Origin of the sequence: Haloterrigena alkaliphila (genome assembly GCF_017352155.2) — an archaeon.
Lineage (GTDB): Archaea > Halobacteriota > Halobacteria > Halobacteriales > Natrialbaceae > Haloterrigena > Haloterrigena alkaliphila.
This window is the reverse complement of the sequence record NZ_CP071462.1, coordinates 787438-804297: the sequence shown is the minus strand read 5'-3', so window position 1 is coordinate 804297 and position 16860 is coordinate 787438. Positions and strand designations below refer to the sequence as shown.

Below are 16860 nucleotides of genomic sequence, written 5' to 3'. Positions count from 1 at the left end.
AATATTGATGGTGGCGCGACCGAAACAGGCCCGACATCGATGAGCGAAGTCCGAGCGCTCGTGACGATTCTGGTGGTGTTTCACGTCGTCGTCTTCGCCGTGGCGCCGCTGTACAGCGAGCACCGCCGGCGAAACGCCCGCCGGCGGTTCCGCGTGCCGCTGCGGCCGGCCGTTACGGCGTGGACGATGGCCCTCGTGGGCTGCGTTCTGTTGGCCGCTGTCGGCGACCCGCCGTACGACCCCCCGGGGGGCCGCGGGGAGTTCCGCGCCGTCTGGGGGTGGGGACTGCTGCTCGTCGCCGGGACCACGGTCGGCGCCGTCGGAATCGTCGGCGGTATTCACGTCGGCCGGCGCGCGCTCCGCGTTCGAACCGGCTGGACCGACCCGCCGGGCGAAACGGTCGCGACCGGACGAGCGGTGCCGCTTGCGGAGACCGAACCGGAACCGAGTCCGGTGTTCGAGCGGACGGCCGTCTGCTGGGCGTGGACGATAGAGGGGTACGAACGGTACGGGAGTGCCGGGTGGACGACAGCGCGATCGGGGTCGGGCGGCGTTCCGATCCGCATCGAACCCGCCACCGACGATGCTGCGGACGACGATACCGCGACCTCCGACGACGCCCGAGCGGTGACGATCGATCCCGATATCGCTCACGTCGACGTTCCGCTCTCGGAGTCCCGGACCCAACCGTCGGATGCGCCGGCTCCCGGCCGACTCGCGTCCGCGGCGGACACCGACGTCGGCGGCTCGAAACACCGGTTCAACGAGGGCGTTATCGCACCCGGCGACGCCGTCACCGTCGTCGGCGACGCCGACGCGGACGGGCGGATCCGAGACGACGGCGCGCTCGAGCCGCAACTCACGTCCGGCGATCGATCGGCCGTGCGCCGGCGCCTCGAGCGCTGCGCCGTCGGCTACCTGCTCGGCGGCGTCGCCTGTCTGCTGGTGTTTCTCCCCGCCTACCTGTCGTGGATCGGCCTTCGCTAGACCTCGCTCTCGGTCTCGCACCGATTCCACGGCGCGGCCGGCGACTCGGATCGTCCGCCGCACGACCGACGTCCCGGCGACGGTCGACCGCGACCCGTCGAGCGGTCGGCGGCTTCTCGAGGTGGGTTCCGCGACCCGCCGGAAGCGCGTCGGCGAGTCGCTCCTCGAGCGCTCGTGCGAGTTCGGGTCGCTCCGCGGATCGCGGTCGCCTCCGTGCGGCGAACAGGGCGATCGCGGCGGCGAAAACGACGACGGGGGCACCGAGGAGGAGGACGCCGGTAGCGACGGAACTGGCGCTCCTCGGGCGTCCGTTTTTCGTCCGGGCAGGTGACGATTTCGCCCGACCGGCCGCGCGCTCGTCTCCGGTCTGCCCTCGATCGGACGGACATCGATAGCCAACAGTTCGACCGTTCGAACCCTGTTAGCACCCTGAACGTGCGCCGGAGTGCGTTCCAAACGGTTTATGGCCGTCGGTTGATTACGCCGGGACATGGCGAAACAGCAGACCGAAGTTCGCGACCTCCAGGAAGGGAGCTACGTGATGATCGACGACACGCCGTGTAAGATCAACGCTTACTCGACGGCGAAACCCGGCAAGCACGGGAGCGCGAAGGCACGCGTCGAGGCCGAGGGCGTCTTCGACGGGAAGAAGCGCTCGCTCTCCCAGCCGGTCGACGCGAAGATCTGGGTCCCGATCATCGAGCGCAAACAGGGACAGGTCGTCTCCGTCGACGGCGACGACATGCAGGTCATGGACTTAGAGACCTACGAGACGATTACGATGCGCATCCCCGGCGACGCGGACGTCTCCCCCGACGAGAACATCGAGTACCTCGAGATGGAAGACCAGCGGAAGATCGTCTGATGTTTCCCGGGGCGACCGACGGACGCGAGGGGAGCGCCACGGCGGCCGAATCCGACCGTGGCGGCGCGAACTTCGTGGTCGTCGGTGCGCCCCTGGACGTGTCGACGACCTTTCAGCCGGGGACCCGATTCGGTCCCCGACGGATCCGCTCTTTTGCCGAACCGTTCGACGACTACGACCACCGGACGGACCAGTTCTTCTCGGACCTCGCGGTCGAGGACCACGGCGACGTGCGCGCGTGGGACGACGCCAAGGAGTACCTCGAGTACCTCGAGGGCACCCTCCGCGGTGTCGTCTGGGACGACGCCGTCCCGCTGACGCTGGGCGGCGAACACACCGTCTCGCTCGCGGGCGTGCGCGCGGTCGAACCCGAGGTCGTCGTCGTGCTGGACGCCCACCTCGATCTGTACGAGGCCTACGACGGGAACAGACTCTCGCACGCCTCCGTCACCCGGCGGATCCTCGAGGAAGCCGGCGTCGAGGAGGTCGTCGTGCTCAGCGCCCGGACCGGGAGCGAGGTGGAGTGGGACCGAGCGCAACGGCGCGACGTGACGGTCGTCCCGCCCGAAGCGGTCGGGAACCGGTCGCTCGTCGACGTGATCGCGGGGCGGAAGACCTACCTGAGCGTCGATATCGACGCCGCCGATCCCGCCTACGCGCCCGGAACGGGCACCATGGAGCCGTTCGGCCTCGAGCCCCGCGAACTCCGAACCGTCGTCCGCGAGGTCGCCCCCTACGCGGGCGGCTTCGACGTGGTCGAGGTCAACGACCGCGACGACGGCCAGAGCGCCGCGCTGGCGGCCAAGCTGGTTCGCGAGTTCGTCTTCTCGCACGCCGACGACCGCTACGGTCGGTAGCGGCGGTCAGTAGCGGCGACGGCCAGTGGCGGCGGCCGATCGGGGCTGTTCTCCCGACTCTGGCCTCAAAACGGATCGGAGAGGTACTCCTTCGGCACCGCGTTTCGCACCGTTACCAGCGGATCGACCACCTGACTGATCTCCAGTCCTCCGACGAGACTCGAGAGCAGGTAGGCGTCCGTGCGGTCGACGCCGTGTTCGGCCGCCAGCAACTCGATCGCGTCCTCGTTCGCGAGTTCGCAGGCCGCCTCGAGCGTCTCGGCGCTGGCGATCGGCTTCCAGGCGTCGGGGGTCTCGACCAGCGGTCGCTCGAGGTCCACGTCAGGGTCTTCGATCACCTCGACGGTCGCGTCGATCTCGGTGGCGATCTCCGACCCGGTCCCGCACATCTCGCCGTCGGCCATCGCGGCCTTGCAGTCGCCCATCGCGAGTAAGGCGCCCTCCTGCAAGACGGGGAAGTAGATCGCGTTCCCCGCCGTCACGTCCGTCGTATCGAGGTTGCCGCCGTGGTCGTGGGGAACCAGCGTCGTGTACGAGTCGCCGGCCGGCGCGACCCCGATCGTTCCGATGACGGGGTCGACGGGCACCTCGAGGTCGCCGAACTCGAGGACGTGCTGGCTCCCGCTCCCGCCGTCTTCGACGGGCGTGATCCGCGTTCGGGGCGCCTCGATCCCCTCGTGACCGTCGAGCAAGCCGAATCCCTCGATAGTGATTACCCGGCCCCGGTCCTCGGCGAGGCGGATCGCCTCGATTTCGACGCGGAGGACGTCGCCTGGGGACGCGTCCTCGACCGCGATCGGTCCCGTCGCGGCGTTGACCTCCTCGGGCACCGACTCGAGCAGGTCCGATTCCGCCTGCACCGCGCCGTCGAGACTGTCCCGCGTCTCGATCGTCAATTGCGCGCCCGATTCGACCGTGGTGACTCCCTCGAGATCCGGCGCGAACTCGTATATCGCACCGTCCTCGTGAGAGACGATCTCTCGTCCCATGGTTCGTCGTTCGGTGACGACACCGGTAAGCACGGCGATCGCGGCGCCGACTCGAGGCCTCGGCGACCGATCGCGATTCGTGTACCGGTTCGGTCGAACGGTATCGTCACGCTCGGCCCGCCGAAACCTTGCAACTGCACCGGACAGCTTGATACAGCGTACTGTCCGAGAGTTATCGCTAATGGTTCCCACACGTGGTGGCAGAGCGACGTCTCGCCGGGGGGAATCGGGACCACGAGTACTGCGACGAACCGGCGCCAGCACCGGACAGCGGGGGAATCCCGATGAGTGACCTACCGCCGCGGACGACAGTCAAACGGTGGCTGGTCACGACCAACCACAAGGACGTCGGCATCCTCTATCTGGTGACGTCGCTGTTCTTCCTGCTGCTCGGTGGCGTCCTCGCGTTGTTGTTCCGCGCTCACCTGTGGCAGGCCGGGGGGACGGGACTGCTCTCGGCCACCGATTTCAACCAGTCGGTGACCAACCACGGGCTGTTGATGGTCTTCTGGTTCCTCTCGCCGATCGCGACCGGCTTCGCCAACTATCTCGTCCCGCTGCAGATCGGGGCGAAGGATCTGGCCTTCCCGCGACTGAACGCCATGAGCTACTGGTTCTACCTGTTCTCGGGTATCCTGGTCGCCATCTCGTTCTTCCAGGGCCACGCGTTCGCGGGCGGCTGGTACATGTACGCCCCGCTGAACGTGCCGATGTACCATCCGGCGATGGAGGCGACGACCGGCGGGAACGCGACGATCCTCGCGCTGCTCCTGTTCGTCTTCTCGATCACGATCGGGACGGTGAACTTCCTCACGACGATTCATCGCTCTCGCGCCGAGGGACTGGGGCTGTGGAACATGCCGCTGTTCACCTGGGGGTGGCTGCTGACCATCTGGATGATGCTGTTCGCGTTCGCGGCGTTGCTCGCCGCTCTCCTGCTTCTCGCGAGCGATCGGCTCCTCCTCACGCAGTACTTCGCGACCGATCAGGGCTCGAGTCTGCTGTGGGCGCACCTGTTCTGGTTCTTCGGGCATCCGGAGGTGTACATCGTCTTCTTCCCCGCGCTCGGAATCCTGTTCGAGACGTTCCAGACGTTCACGGGACGGCGACTGGTCGGCCGCAAGTGGGTCATCATCGCGATGGTCCTCGTCGCGGTCCAGTCGTTCCTGGTCTGGATGCACCACATGTTTCTGACGACGATCAACCTCGAGATCAAGACGTTGTTCATGGCGACGACCATCGGGATCTCGCTGCCGTTCGACCTGATGATATTCTCGCTGATCTATACGATGGTCAAGGGGCGCGTGCGGTTCACCACGCCGTTCCTGTTTTCGATGGGGGCACTGGTACTGTTCATCCTCGGGGGCATCACCGGAGTCTTCCTCGGCGCCGTCGTGCTGGACTACGAGTTCCGGGGCACCTACTGGGTCGTCGCGCACTTCCACTACGTGATGGTCTCGGGGGTCACCGCGCTGGTCGGCGGCCTCTACTACTGGTGGCCCAAGATCACCGGGAAGATGTACTCGGAGACGCTGGGGAAACTCAACTTCGCCGTCTTTTTCGTCGGATTCAACCTGCTGTACTTCCCGATGTTCCTCGCCTGGGAGACGCCCCGCCGCGTCTTCACCTACCCCGAGAGCACCCAGCTTTACCACCAGCTGTCGACCGTCGGGGCCTTCGTCTTCGGCGCCTCCTTCCTGATCACGTTCTACGCGCTCGGCAAGAGCCTGCTCTCGGGGCCCGACGCCCCCGACAACCCCTGGACGTACTCCCGCACCGCCGAGTGGGCGACCGGCTCGCCGCCGCCCCTGGAGAACTGGCCGGACCGCCCGAGCTACGCCAGCGGTCGCCTCGAGTTCGTGGACGACGCGGCGACCGACGGCGGCGTGACGACCGAAACGGTGAGTCACGAGGAACACGCCGATCACGCCAGTATCTGGCCGCTGGGGATCGGGTTCGGAATCTTCGTGTTCTTCCTCGGGCTGACCGGACTGACGCCCTACGTGGTCGAGTTCGCGCGGGGAACCGGCGCGGCCGCCGAGGGCCTCGTCGGAACCAGCGCCGAGCGGACGATCCTCTATCCGATCCTGACGGTGCTCGGTGTCGCGATTCTGGGCTACACGCTCTTCGAGTACGGCCGCGAACGGTTCCACGCCCCCGACATGCCCATCGCCAGCCGCTGGCCCTTCGAGGGGGTCGGAACCACGAAGCTCGGCGTCTGGTTCTTCCTGGCGTCGGACGTCGTCGTCTTCGGCGGTGCGATCGGGGCGTACGTCTTCGCGCGGCTCCACGCCGGCTGGGACGCCTGGGAGGCGGTGCCGCCGTCGTCGTTGGTCGGCCTCTTCAACACCTACGTCCTGTTGACCTCGAGTTTCACGGTCATCCTCGCGCTCGTCTTCGCCGAGCGTAACAACAAACGGGGACTGCTCGCGTCGATGGGCGCGACGCTGCTGCTCGGGCTGACGTTCCTGGCGGTCAAGGGATGGGAGTGGGCCTACGAGTTCGGCCACGGCATCTACTGGTTCTCCGAACTGCAGTACTCGACGTACTTCGTGACGACCGGACTCCACGCGCTCCACGTCATCCTCGGGATGTTGATCGCCGGATTCATGTTCTACCGGATCGCCACGGTCGACGCCTACCTCGAGGACAACCGGCCGGTGGAGTTCTTCGGCCTCTACTGGCACTTCGTCGACATCGTCTGGGTGATCCTCTTCCCGCTGTTCTACCTGATGTAGGGCCCCACTACGGGGCTTCGTTCTCCCCGTTCCGCCGCACTCGCTGCCGACAGCGATCGGCACCGGGAACCAGCCGGATACAAGGATACCCTCGCCGAACGGCCAGCCATGGAACTCTCGACGGTCGTCGACCGACTCGACGACGAGCTTCGAACCGCCGACTACGCCGACCTCGACGCCAGCGCGAACGGCCTGCAGGTCGGCCCGGACGAGGCCGAGATCGAGCGCGTCGCGTTCGCCGTCGACGGCGTCCGGGAGACGTTCGAGGCGGCGATCGAGGCCGACGCGGATCTGCTGGTCACCCACCACGGGATCTCGTGGGGCGGCTTCGACCGCGTAACCGGTCGCACCTACGACCGGCTCGCGCCGCTGATCGAGCACGACCTCGCGCTGTACGTCTCCCATCTCCCGCTGGACGGCCACCAAGAACTGGGCAACGCCGCCGGCGTCGCCGACGTGCTCGGACTCGAGGATCGGAGCCCGTTCGGCGAACTCGGGCCCGAATACGTCGGCCAGCGCGGGACGGCCGGCGAAGCCTACACGCCCGACGAACTCCGCGAGCGACTCGCAGGGGAACTCGAGACCGGCGGCCAGCCCGTTCAGGTGCTCGACTTCGGCCCCGAGGAGATCGAGGACGTGGCGATCGTCACCGGCAGCGGCACCGACTGGCTCGACGAGGCCGTCGCGGCCGGCGCGGACGCGCTGGTGACCGGCGAGGGGAAACAGCAGGCCTACCACGAGGCCCGGGAGGCGGGCATCCACGTCGTCCTGGCGGGCCACTACGCGACCGAGACGTTCGGCGTCCGGGCGCTGCAGGACCTGGCCGGGGAGTGGGGCCTCGAGACGAGTTACCTCGAGGTGCCGACCGGGCTCTGATCGCCGGCGATCGATCGCCGCCCAGGTTGGTCTCCTGTGACGGTTTGCCCGGGGCCGAACGCACCGGTTACGGTCAGTATTACCGGCGTACCGTCGGCGATCCGGTCGCGCTTCCGAACGGCCGCCGCGATAGCGACTGTCGACCGGGTCCGCAAACGCCGTGACAGAAACGGTATCGACGTTTTCGACCGGTGTGCGGATCGGCGCTCACGACCGACTTCGTGAGTACGGAGCCTCTCGCGACTCGTCCACGCGTTCTGCGGTCGCCTCGGGTTGCGACCGACGATCGCCGACGGAGACGCGGCTGATTCGGTGTCGGATCGTGTGTTTCTCCCAACAGTAGCTGGCGGGTTACGGCTTATTTTGCTTTCACTCCGCGAGCGAATACTGCGTTCGGTTTAACGGATACTATTCATATTCGCTCTCGAAACGATCCAGAGCGTATGGATTTCGTGACGTAGACATAGTCGTCTAATAACAATAGTCGTATTCCACGGAGTATCCTCCCGAACCGACGGTCACGGACGATGGATCGTCGGTTGGAACAACCATGGATAAGTTCAATTCATTATCACGACGGGAGAGTTTACTCGGAATCGGCGCTGCGGGAACCCTGCTCGGCGGCGGTGCGCTCGGCGTCTCGAGCGCCGTGGCCGGCGAGGACTCGAAGAACAAGACCGACGACGCGACCGACGGCGAGACGGTCACCAGCAAGAAGGGCCGCTTCGAACTGGGGCTCGTCTGCTACGAGAAGGGCACGGCCGAGTTCCGCGTCAGCAACGAGACGGGCGCGGCCGCGAAGGTCAACTGGACGGTCGATCTCGGCCGTTCCGTCGTCGACGGGACCGATACCGACGCGGACGACGGCGACGTCGACGAGGACTTCGATCCGGACGGCGAGACCATCGAGGACGGCCAGGAGGTCGACGACGACGGCGACGATGACGATGATGACGACGACAACGGCGACTACTCGAACGGCACTGACGAGGGCGACTACACGCTGGAAGGCAAACTGACGGTTCCGAAGGGAGCGTCGGAGACCTTCCGCGCCGACGTCCTCTCGAAGGACGCGACCGTCACGCTCTACCACGACGGGAAGAAGGTCGCCGCCGTCGACGTCGAGAAACTCGACTGCGAGGAGTACTCCCCCGCGGACGAGATCGACCTCGAGGCGGTCTGTTACCGCATGCGCAAGCGAGAGACCGAGAACGATACCGATGAGAACGGCGGCGACGGGGACACGGTCTCGCCGTCCGAACCCGGTGCGACCGCGACGTACACGACGACTCTGACGGTCGGAAGCGACAACGCCGGCGACTCCTTGAACGATATCGTCGCCGACTTCCAGGGAACCGGCGCCGACGTCTCGAACGTCGGGGACGGGGACGTGGCTGTCCGACGGAACGGCGAAGACGTGACGGACGACCTCGACGAAGTCAGCGCCTCGAACGACGGAGCGACGCTCACGCTCGGCTTCGGCGGCAGTTACTCCCTCGAGGAAGGTGACGAAATCGAGGTCGTCCTCGAGGACGTCCAGAACCCCGAGGACGCGGGTGACTACGAGGCCACCTACACGCTGAACAGCCAGAGCGCCGGCGAAACCACCACCGTCGACTTCACGATCGACGACGGTGACGGGGACGACGAGGACGGCGCGGACGATGAGACGGGCGTCACGAAGGCCACGGAAGTGAAGTTCCGCGTCACCAACGACAGCAAGCAGAAGGTGAAGACCAACTGGACCGTTCAGGGCGACGGTCAGGGCGGCAAGTGCTACGTCGACGGGAAGGACTCCGAGACGTTCTGGGTCACCGCTCTCGAGGATCAGAAGACCTACGTCTCGCTCACCTACGACGGCGAGGAGGTCGCGACGGTGAAGGCCGACGCGGACACGGAGTGCGACGGGGACTGCTGAGCGCGAGTCGCCTTCGACCCGGTTCGGACGCGCTTCTTTTTCGACTCGAGTGCCGGTAGGGACCGACTGATCGACCCCGTAGGCGGTCAGTAACTCCGACTCACGGAATCGACGTCGGTATCTCGGCGCGCCGTCGACAGGGCGGCCCTGCTCCGCGAGTGCCGGGTCGGAATCGCTCCCTAGTTCGTCTTGAACGGTTACAGGTCGGAGATAACAATAGTCATCGTCGGCCGACCGTTCGGATACCCGAAGCCGCCTTCGGGCGCAGTGACCATGAAACGAAATCCCCACTCTAGACGCGACTATCTGACAGCCCTCGGAACGACTGGCGCGGCGATCGGCGGCGGTTCGTTGGCGCTCTCGAGCGCGAGCGCCCAGGAGGACCAAACGACCGGGACCGACTCCGACGCGGGCGACGGTGGCGACGCCGCGGACGTTCGACTCGTGCCGAAGTGCGTCGACGAGCGCCGCGACGCCGCCGTCTTCCACGCCGTCAACGACGGGTCTGAGCCGGTGACCCTCGAATGGCGTCGCGTCTCCTCGCGGGAGACGATCGAGTTCGTCGACTGCCGAACCGTCCGCGTCGTCGGCGACTTCGACGACGTGCTCGTCGACGCGCGCTTCGTCGCCGACGACGGCGGCATCGGGAACGTCATCGAACCCATCGGCTCGGTCGACGGGGAACGGACGTTCTCGGTCGACGAGATCGATCACGTGCCCGACGACGCCGTGATCGCGACGGCGGAGGCGTTCGTGGACGGCCCCCGCGTTCTCGGGACGGGCGACGTCGCGGCGTCCAATCCGGAGTACGAGACCTGCCGGACGGAGTTCCTCGAGGAAACCGACGGCGGAACGGAGTCCGGCGCGACCGACGACGGATCGGAGCCCGGTGATACCGATAGCGGTACGGAATCCGGCGACACCGATACTGAAACGTCGTCCGGCGATACCGACGACGGATCGGAGTCCGGCGATATCGACAGCGGAGCGGAATCTGGTGATACCGACGACGGAACGGCCCTCGAAGAGTCGATCGAGTTCCTCGATTGCCAGCGAGTGCGCGTGGTCGGCGACTTTGCCGACGTCGGCATCGACGCGACGTTCGTCGCGGCGGACGGCGGCATCGGGAACGTCATCGAGTTCTTCGGCCCCGTGGACGGCGAGCGCGTTATTGACATCGAGGAGAGCGACGCCGTCCCGGACGATGCGATCGCCGTCCACGCGGACGCGTTCGCGGAGGGGGCGGCGCGCCTGCCGTACGACGGCGACGTCTCCGCCTCCAACCCGGACTACGATGCGTGTCAGCGGGAGGTCTTCGGCGAAATCGTCGACGGCCCGTCGCACTCGAGTACGGACGGGAATGCGACCGCGGACGGGAACGCGACTGCGGACGGGAACGCGAGCGCGGAACCGCGGACGTCGTCGTCCGTCCAGGTCGACGAGTCGGACGCGGACGACGGGGGCGAACTAACCGTTCCGGCCCGGAGCGAAACGTCCTTCGCCGTCACCGCTCCGGACGGGCAGGTCACCGTCGAACTCCGGGCCGACGGCGAGCGGATCGACGTGGCGGACAGCGCGACCGGCTCTCCCTGCTTCCTGCCGATCGTTCCCTGGGTGTTCAACACGGTGGCGCTCGGCTGGCGGTCGTAAGCCTCCGTTGACGGCGGGACTGGGGGTTGGCCCGCGACCGTTTCGACGGATCACGACAATTTCGACGGATCGCGACGTTCAAACCGCTGGCGCCCGCACTCGAGGCCATGAGCGAGGAGCACGATCAGGGCAGCGACGCGGCCGACGGCGACGGGAACGGACACCACGAGCCGGAGCGGGGGACGTTCTCCCACGACCCGGTGGGCCACGCCGAGGTCCGCGCGGGGATGACCGTCGGCGAACTGGCCGACGCCTACGGCGACGCCGGCGTCGGCGCGGCGGACCTCCACGAGGCCGTCGACGTCACCGAGGCGATGTTCGACGACGACGTGACCGTCTTCTTCGGCCTCGCGGGCGCGATGGTCCCCACGGGGATGCGGCGCATCGTCGCCGATCTGATCCGCGAGGGCCACATCGACGTCCTCGTGACGACCGGCGCGAACCTCACCCACGACTCCATCGAGGCCATCGGCGGCAAACACCACCACGGCCAGGTCCACGCCGAGGGGAAGACCGAGCGCGAACACGACGAGACGCTGCGCGACGAGGGCGTCGACCGGATCTACAACGTCTACCTTCCGCAGGAACACTTCGCGGATTTCGAGAGCCACCTGCGCGAGGAGGTCTTTCCGGTGCTCGAGGCCGAGTGCGAAGACGAGGGGACGGTCTCGATTCAGCGACTCACGGAGGAGTTGGGGCGCGCCAACGCCGAGGTCAATGACCGCGACGACGTCGACGAGGGGCCCGGCATCGCCGCCGCGGCCTACGAGAACGGCGTGCCGATCTACTGTCCCGCCGTGCAGGACTCCGTGCTCGGCTTGCAGGCCTGGATGTACTCCCAGACCGGCCCGTTCACGCTGGACGCGCTGGCAGATATGACGCCGCTGACCGACATCGCTTTCCACGCCGACGAGGCCGGCGCCTTCGTCGTCGGCGGCGGCGTCCCCAAGAACTTCACCCTCCAGACGATGCTCGTCTCGCCCGACGCCTACGATTACGCCGTCCAGCTGACGATGGATCCCAAGCAGACCGGCGGCCTCTCCGGCGCGACGCTGGACGAAGCCCGCTCGTGGGGCAAACTCGAGAAGGACGCCGAGAACGTCTCGGTCTACGCCGACGCGACGATCACGTTCCCGCTGGTGGTCGCCGCGGCGCTCGAGCGACTCGAGAACTAATCGGACGACGCTCGTGTGATGTCGGAACCGATCGTTCTACGTGCGGTGGCGCGCGCTGAACCACAGTGAGCGGGCAGCGAACTGTGGTTCGAAACTGCGCGAGGGATGAGCGACCGAAGGGAGCGAATCGGCTGGGGAGGGTGTGGCGATTCCCTGCCGCCAGCACGAGTCGGACGCTCTTCGTCGGCCCTGCTATCAAATGCGTCGGTGGTATTGGGATCAACTGAGCGGAGCGTAGTGCCTCTGCTATCGTGGCAACCGGGGATTGCCACTCCCTCCCCAGCCGATTCGCTCAGTCACGTTGTTCCTTCGCTCATCCCTCGCACGCAGTCGTCGGTCGACCTCGCTTCGCTCGGCCGACCGACGGTGCGCGCCACCGCACATCGGGTATACGAGCCAGCGTGAGACTGTGAGTCGCGACACTCCCCGCCCCGTTCACCGAACGCCTAGCTGCGACGGTTCGACGACGATTCGAACTCGAACGTCTCGCCGTGCTCGAGGTACTCTACCTTGTCCTCGAGCCCCGCCTTCCGGATCGCCTGCTTGAAGTTCGACAGCGGCGACCGGAACACCTCGTAGTCGTTGTAGTGGATCGGAATCGCGGTGTCGGCGTCGATCAGATCCACCGCCTCGACGCCCTGCGCGGCGTCCATCGTCAGGAGGACGCCCAGAACCCGCGTCCCGCCCAGATGGAGCAGGGCGAGGTCGATTTCGGGGTAGCGCTCGGGGATCTCCTCGAGGGCGTCGTAGACGAGCGTGTCGCCCGAGATATACAGCCGGAGCAGCGGCGGATCATCGGGGTGCGCCTCCTCGTCGGCGGGTCGGAACTCGAGCATGCTGCCCATCACCGGCGGCAGCCCCTTCGAGAGGACTGGCGGGCCGTGACGGCCGGGCATCGCGGTGATCGTCAGTTCGGCCTCGCCCTTCCGGATCCGACATTCGTCCCACGTCTCGAGCGGACGGGTCTCGCGAAAGCCCTTGTCGGCCAGTTCGCTCGCCGCGTGCGGGGTCGTGACGATCGGCAGATCTTTGTCGAGTTTCGCCTCCGCCACCCGATCGAAGTGGTCGCCGTGGTAGTGCGAGAGGAGGACGAAGTCGATCGGCGGCAGATCCTCGATCTCGAGGGCGGGATCGGTCCGCCGGCGGGATTTGATCCCGTAGCCCAGGTGGACGTGATCGGCGCTGTGGAGGAAGTTCGGATCCGTGAGGATCGTGAAGCCGGCGTACTCGAGGATCACCGTGGCCGTTCCGACGAAGAAGATCGAGCCGTGCTCGAGGTCGGCGGGTTCGGCCGCCTCCGCGGTCGGCAACTCGAGGTCGACGGCGTGGTCCAGACTCATACTCGTCGCTCCACCGCGGACCCGTTTCAACCCCTTTCGACCTGCGCAAGACTCTCGCTGTCGCTGGTAGGACTGACGCGTGCGGAATCGCCGCGACCGCATATTCACGGCCCAGCCTCAACCCGCTGGATACCCTCCGACGCGTATGACGGATCACCTCGAGTACGAGGTCGTCGTGATCGGCGGCGGTCCCGCCGGTTTGACGACCGCGCTCTACGCGACCCGACTGGGCCACCGCACGGCCGTCTTCGAGAAGGAGGGCGGCCGCCACGCGAGGGTCAGTCACGTCCACAACCTGCTGGGCGTCTCGGAGAACGTCTCCGGCGAGCAGTTAGCGATCCACGCGGTCGACCAACTCGAGCACTACGGCGGGGACTTCTTCCCCGATGCCGTCGAGTCGGTGTCGCGGCTGGAGACCGACCCGGACGACGGTAGCGACACCGATGGCCCGCGGTTTCGCCTCGAGTCCACCCACGCAACCGTCGACGCCCGGCGGGTCGTCTTCGCGACTGGCTTTCGCGACCGCAGCCCGGACGTGCCGGAACTCGAGCGGTTTACGGGCCGGGGACTGCACTACTGTCTCCACTGCGACGCGTACACGCTGGGCGACGGGTCGGTGTTCGTGCTGGGTCACACCGAAAGCGCGGCCCACGTCGCGATGTCGATGCTCAACTTCACCGCCGACGTCGACCTCCTGCTGGACGACCGCGAGCCCGAGTGGGACGAGGAGACCCAGCGGCAACTCGAGGCCCACCCGGTCGACGTGATCGATACGGCCGTCGTCTCGGCCTACGCGGACGAGCACGTCGCCGACGACGAGCGGCCGTGGATCGGCGGCCTCGAGCTGGCCGACGGCACCCAACGAGAGTATCTGGGCGGCTTCGCGATGTACGGCTCCGCGTACAACGCCGATCTGGCCACGGAACTGGGCTGCGAGCTGCGCGAGGACGGTGCCATCGCCGTCGACGAGGCCCGCGAAACCAGCGTCGACGGCGTCTACGCGGTCGGCGACGTCACTCACGGGCAGAACCAGACCACCATCGCCATCGGCGACGGTGCCTACGCGGGGCTGGCGCTCCACAAGGACCTCCGACCGTTTCCGAAGTCGACGGCGGAACTCGAGGCGAGTGAAGCTGATAGTAGCGGAGACGGTGACGACCTCGAGGTTCCGGGCAGCGCGGCGGATCTGCGCGCCCAGATGCGACGCGTACGAGAACTCGAGACGCATCCGGGACTGCGCGGACCGTCGCCGGGTCGCGAGTGAGCGGTGATGCCGAACCTCGCGTCCGAATCCGCGGTCTACCTCGCTTCCGAATCCTTGGTCGGCACGTCACGGCCCTGTTGTAGGCATACTCATCGGGGCGTTTTTCCTCTAGAGATCGACGTTGTTCTGCTGTTCTTCCTCGAGTCGTTGACAGCCGACGACCAATGAATCGGGAATAGCGGTTGCTTCTGAATGGAGCGCTTCGAACACCACTGCTACTTCATCGAACCGGGGGCCACGAGCAGCGACCAACGGGTCCGTGTCCCACGTAACGAATCCCCTATTCGTTAACAGCGGCAGATGAGTGTGGTGTAATTCCATCCGAAGGGTTTCCGGATCTGGCGGAACGTTCGGCATTATCGCGCTTTCTGGCAATGGAACCGATTCGTCCGGGGACGCATTTAACAGGGAAACGATAAGTTGACGACGCGGCTCAGCCGAGAGCGCTTTGAAAACGGCGTTCCAATTCTCGATAACCTGCTCACCGTTTTCGTGATGGGCAGTCCTCATAGTGGGTAGTAACGGGTTCGAGTCGAAGACGTATGTATTCCAGTAATGTGAGGAACTGAGTTACAAGATACGTGGAGAAATCGCGCTGGTATGACACTAGCTGTACATGACTGACCTTCGGACCGATTCGAGACGACTGTCAATACGTCCGATAACTTGCCGACCCGACCGCGACCTGGACGAGCGTGTTCTCGGCGTAGGCCGCCGGCTCCGCGTCGTACTTCTCGTTGATTCGGCGCCGCGCCGCAGCCGTCTCGTCGGGGTCGTCGACGACGGTCGCGGTGCCCAGCAGCGACACCATCCAGCGGGTCTTGCCTGCCTCGTCTTTCTGAATCGAGAGCGAGACGCGGGGGTTCTGCCGGATGTTCGCCAGCTTTCGGCCCGTCGTGACGATCTCGACGACCTCCTCCTCGGGGACGTACCGGTACCAGACCGGGGCGACGTGGGGCCGCCCCTCGACGCAGGTGCCCAGATGGGCCATCACCGGCTCGCTCTCGAGCAAGCGTTCGGCTTCCTCGGGGACGGTCGACACGGTCGTATCGGCGACGGGAACGGCAAAAAACGGACGCCATGCCCGTGCCGGCGCGAACCCACGCGATCGGAGCGAACGACGCGATCGACGTGAACGACGTGAACGACGTGACCGACGGCGGGCCTGCAGCGCCTCTCGCCGTCAGTAGTTCGCGCGGAGTCGCCCGACGTCCAGTCGGAGGTAGTGCCACAGCGTTCCCGTCAGCCCGTGGTCGGCGATCCGCCGGCCCGAACTCTCGACCAGGACGGTCGGACAGTAGCCCGTCGGATACCGGCGGCCGATGCGGCGGCTGAACGCCGTGTCCTCGTTCGGCACCTCGGGAAACCCGCCGATATCCTCGAACGCCCGCCGGTGGACGACGCAGTTGAACCCCGGTAGAACGGGTCGCTCGAGCCGCGAGAAGACGTGGTTGATCGTCGCCTCCATCAGCTTCGCCCGGCGCGGCCCCGTGATCCGACAGTAGGAACTCGCCGCGGCCAGCCCGTTCGCCTCGAGGTAGCCCACGAGTTCGGTGAGGTAGTTCGCCCGCAGTTCCGTGTCGGCGTCGACGAACGCCAGCCACTCGCCGGCGGCGCGGGCCGCGCCGAGGTTTCGGGCCGCCGCGATGCTCGCGCCGCCCTCCTCGAGGACGGTCGCGCCGTACTCGCGGGCGATCGCCCGCGTCCCGTCGCTCGAGTTGCCGTCGACGACGAGTACCTCGATCTCGTACGCCGTGTCCAGCCCCGCGATGCTCGCCAGCGCGCTGCGGAGGTAGTCGGCCTCGTTTTTCGCCGGGATCACGAAGCTCACGTCTGGTGCCGGGGGTGCGCCGGTGCTGTCGTCCCGCTCGTCGCTCGCCGTCCGCTCGTCGTTCCCGTCGCCCATCGCGAATCTTACTCGAGGGGTCGCGTTCGGCGGTCTTAACTTGCCGCCGTTCGGCTTCGTGGGCGGTGGTGGGCGGGCGAGTCTCGAGTCACCGTCGTGACCGTTCGGGGCCGTGTGCGTTGATCACACTGACTCTGGGACGTGTGTTCTAGACACTTGTTTTCACACATCCGAGGGCAGCATCATTGTCTATCATGAACTTTTATAACCAAGGGGCCTATAGGGGGTAGTACAGATGTCGGTCGTACACGTAGTAGCGTAAAATCACCCCCTCTACCGCCGACGAACCCCCGTA

14 protein-coding genes are annotated in these 16860 nt (G+C 66.5%); 9 read left to right on the top strand and 5 right to left on the bottom strand.

Annotation, left to right across the window (positions count from 1 at the left end; genetic code table 11):
- Window positions 1-39: 39 nt before the first annotated feature.
- From J0X25_RS22720 to speB, 3 genes are all read left to right on the top strand, one after another.
- Entirely contained in the window at window positions 40-987 is a 948-nt protein-coding gene (locus J0X25_RS22720; protein WP_207289838.1) for a hypothetical protein, read from the top strand.
- A gap of 490 nt (window positions 988-1477) precedes the next feature.
- Entirely contained in the window at window positions 1478-1852 is a 375-nt protein-coding gene (locus tag J0X25_RS22715) for a translation initiation factor IF-5A (protein ID WP_207289837.1), read from the top strand.
- On the top strand, window positions 1852-2709 hold the full coding sequence (gene speB / locus J0X25_RS22710) for an agmatinase (RefSeq protein ID WP_207289836.1): 858 nt from the start codon (window positions 1852-1854) through the stop codon (window positions 2707-2709). The genes J0X25_RS22715 and speB overlap by 1 nt, the downstream gene beginning before the upstream one ends.
- Before the next feature lie 65 nt (window positions 2710-2774).
- On the opposite strand, the gene J0X25_RS22705 is transcribed toward speB, so the two are convergent.
- The gene (locus J0X25_RS22705; RefSeq protein ID WP_207289835.1) at window positions 2775-3698 is read right to left on the bottom strand and encodes an acetamidase/formamidase family protein; all 924 of its coding nucleotides are present in this window, start codon (window positions 3696-3698) and stop codon (window positions 2775-2777) included.
- Window positions 3699-3982: 284 nt separating this feature from the next.
- Between J0X25_RS22705 and J0X25_RS22700 the strand changes: the two genes are divergently transcribed.
- From J0X25_RS22700 to J0X25_RS22680, 5 genes are all read left to right on the top strand, one after another.
- The gene (locus J0X25_RS22700) at window positions 3983-6436 is read left to right on the top strand and encodes a cbb3-type cytochrome c oxidase subunit I (protein ID WP_207289834.1); all 2454 of its coding nucleotides are present in this window, start codon (window positions 3983-3985) and stop codon (window positions 6434-6436) included.
- 108 nt (window positions 6437-6544) lie between these two features.
- Window positions 6545-7312 (top strand): Nif3-like dinuclear metal center hexameric protein, encoded by a 768-nt coding sequence (locus J0X25_RS22695; protein WP_207289833.1) that lies wholly within the window; start codon window positions 6545-6547, stop codon window positions 7310-7312.
- 550 nt (window positions 7313-7862) lie between these two features.
- On the top strand, window positions 7863-9230 hold the full coding sequence (locus J0X25_RS22690) for a hypothetical protein (RefSeq protein ID WP_207289828.1): 1368 nt from the start codon (window positions 7863-7865) through the stop codon (window positions 9228-9230).
- Between the two features lie 273 nt (window positions 9231-9503).
- Window positions 9504-10880, top strand: a complete 1377-nt coding sequence (locus J0X25_RS22685) for a hypothetical protein (RefSeq protein WP_207289827.1) — start codon at window positions 9504-9506, stop codon at window positions 10878-10880.
- A 107-nt stretch (window positions 10881-10987) separates the two neighbouring features.
- Entirely contained in the window at window positions 10988-12055 is a 1068-nt protein-coding gene (locus tag J0X25_RS22680; protein ID WP_207289825.1) for a deoxyhypusine synthase, read from the top strand.
- A gap of 446 nt (window positions 12056-12501) precedes the next feature.
- Here J0X25_RS22680 and J0X25_RS22675 read toward each other — a convergent pair whose 3' ends face one another.
- Window positions 12502-13395 (bottom strand): MBL fold metallo-hydrolase, encoded by an 894-nt coding sequence (locus tag J0X25_RS22675; RefSeq protein ID WP_207289823.1) that lies wholly within the window; start codon window positions 13393-13395, stop codon window positions 12502-12504.
- 145 nt (window positions 13396-13540) lie between these two features.
- Here J0X25_RS22675 and J0X25_RS22670 point away from each other — a divergent pair, with 145 nt between their 5' ends.
- On the top strand, window positions 13541-14659 hold the full coding sequence (locus J0X25_RS22670) for an NAD(P)/FAD-dependent oxidoreductase (RefSeq protein WP_207289822.1): 1119 nt from the start codon (window positions 13541-13543) through the stop codon (window positions 14657-14659).
- A gap of 108 nt (window positions 14660-14767) precedes the next feature.
- Here the strand turns inward: J0X25_RS22670 and J0X25_RS22665 are convergent, their stop codons facing one another.
- The 3 genes from J0X25_RS22665 to J0X25_RS22655 form a co-directional block, all read right to left on the bottom strand.
- Window positions 14768-15169: a hypothetical protein gene (locus tag J0X25_RS22665; RefSeq protein WP_207289820.1), complete on the bottom strand. Its 402-nt coding sequence runs from the start codon at window positions 15167-15169 to the stop codon at window positions 14768-14770.
- A gap of 139 nt (window positions 15170-15308) precedes the next feature.
- Window positions 15309-15701, bottom strand: a complete 393-nt coding sequence (locus J0X25_RS22660) for a pyridoxamine 5'-phosphate oxidase family protein (RefSeq protein ID WP_207289818.1) — start codon at window positions 15699-15701, stop codon at window positions 15309-15311.
- Between the two features lie 141 nt (window positions 15702-15842).
- Complete coding sequence (locus J0X25_RS22655; RefSeq protein WP_207289817.1) at window positions 15843-16565, bottom strand: glycosyltransferase; 723 nt, start codon at window positions 16563-16565, stop codon at window positions 15843-15845.
- Window positions 16566-16860: the final 295 nt, after the last annotated feature.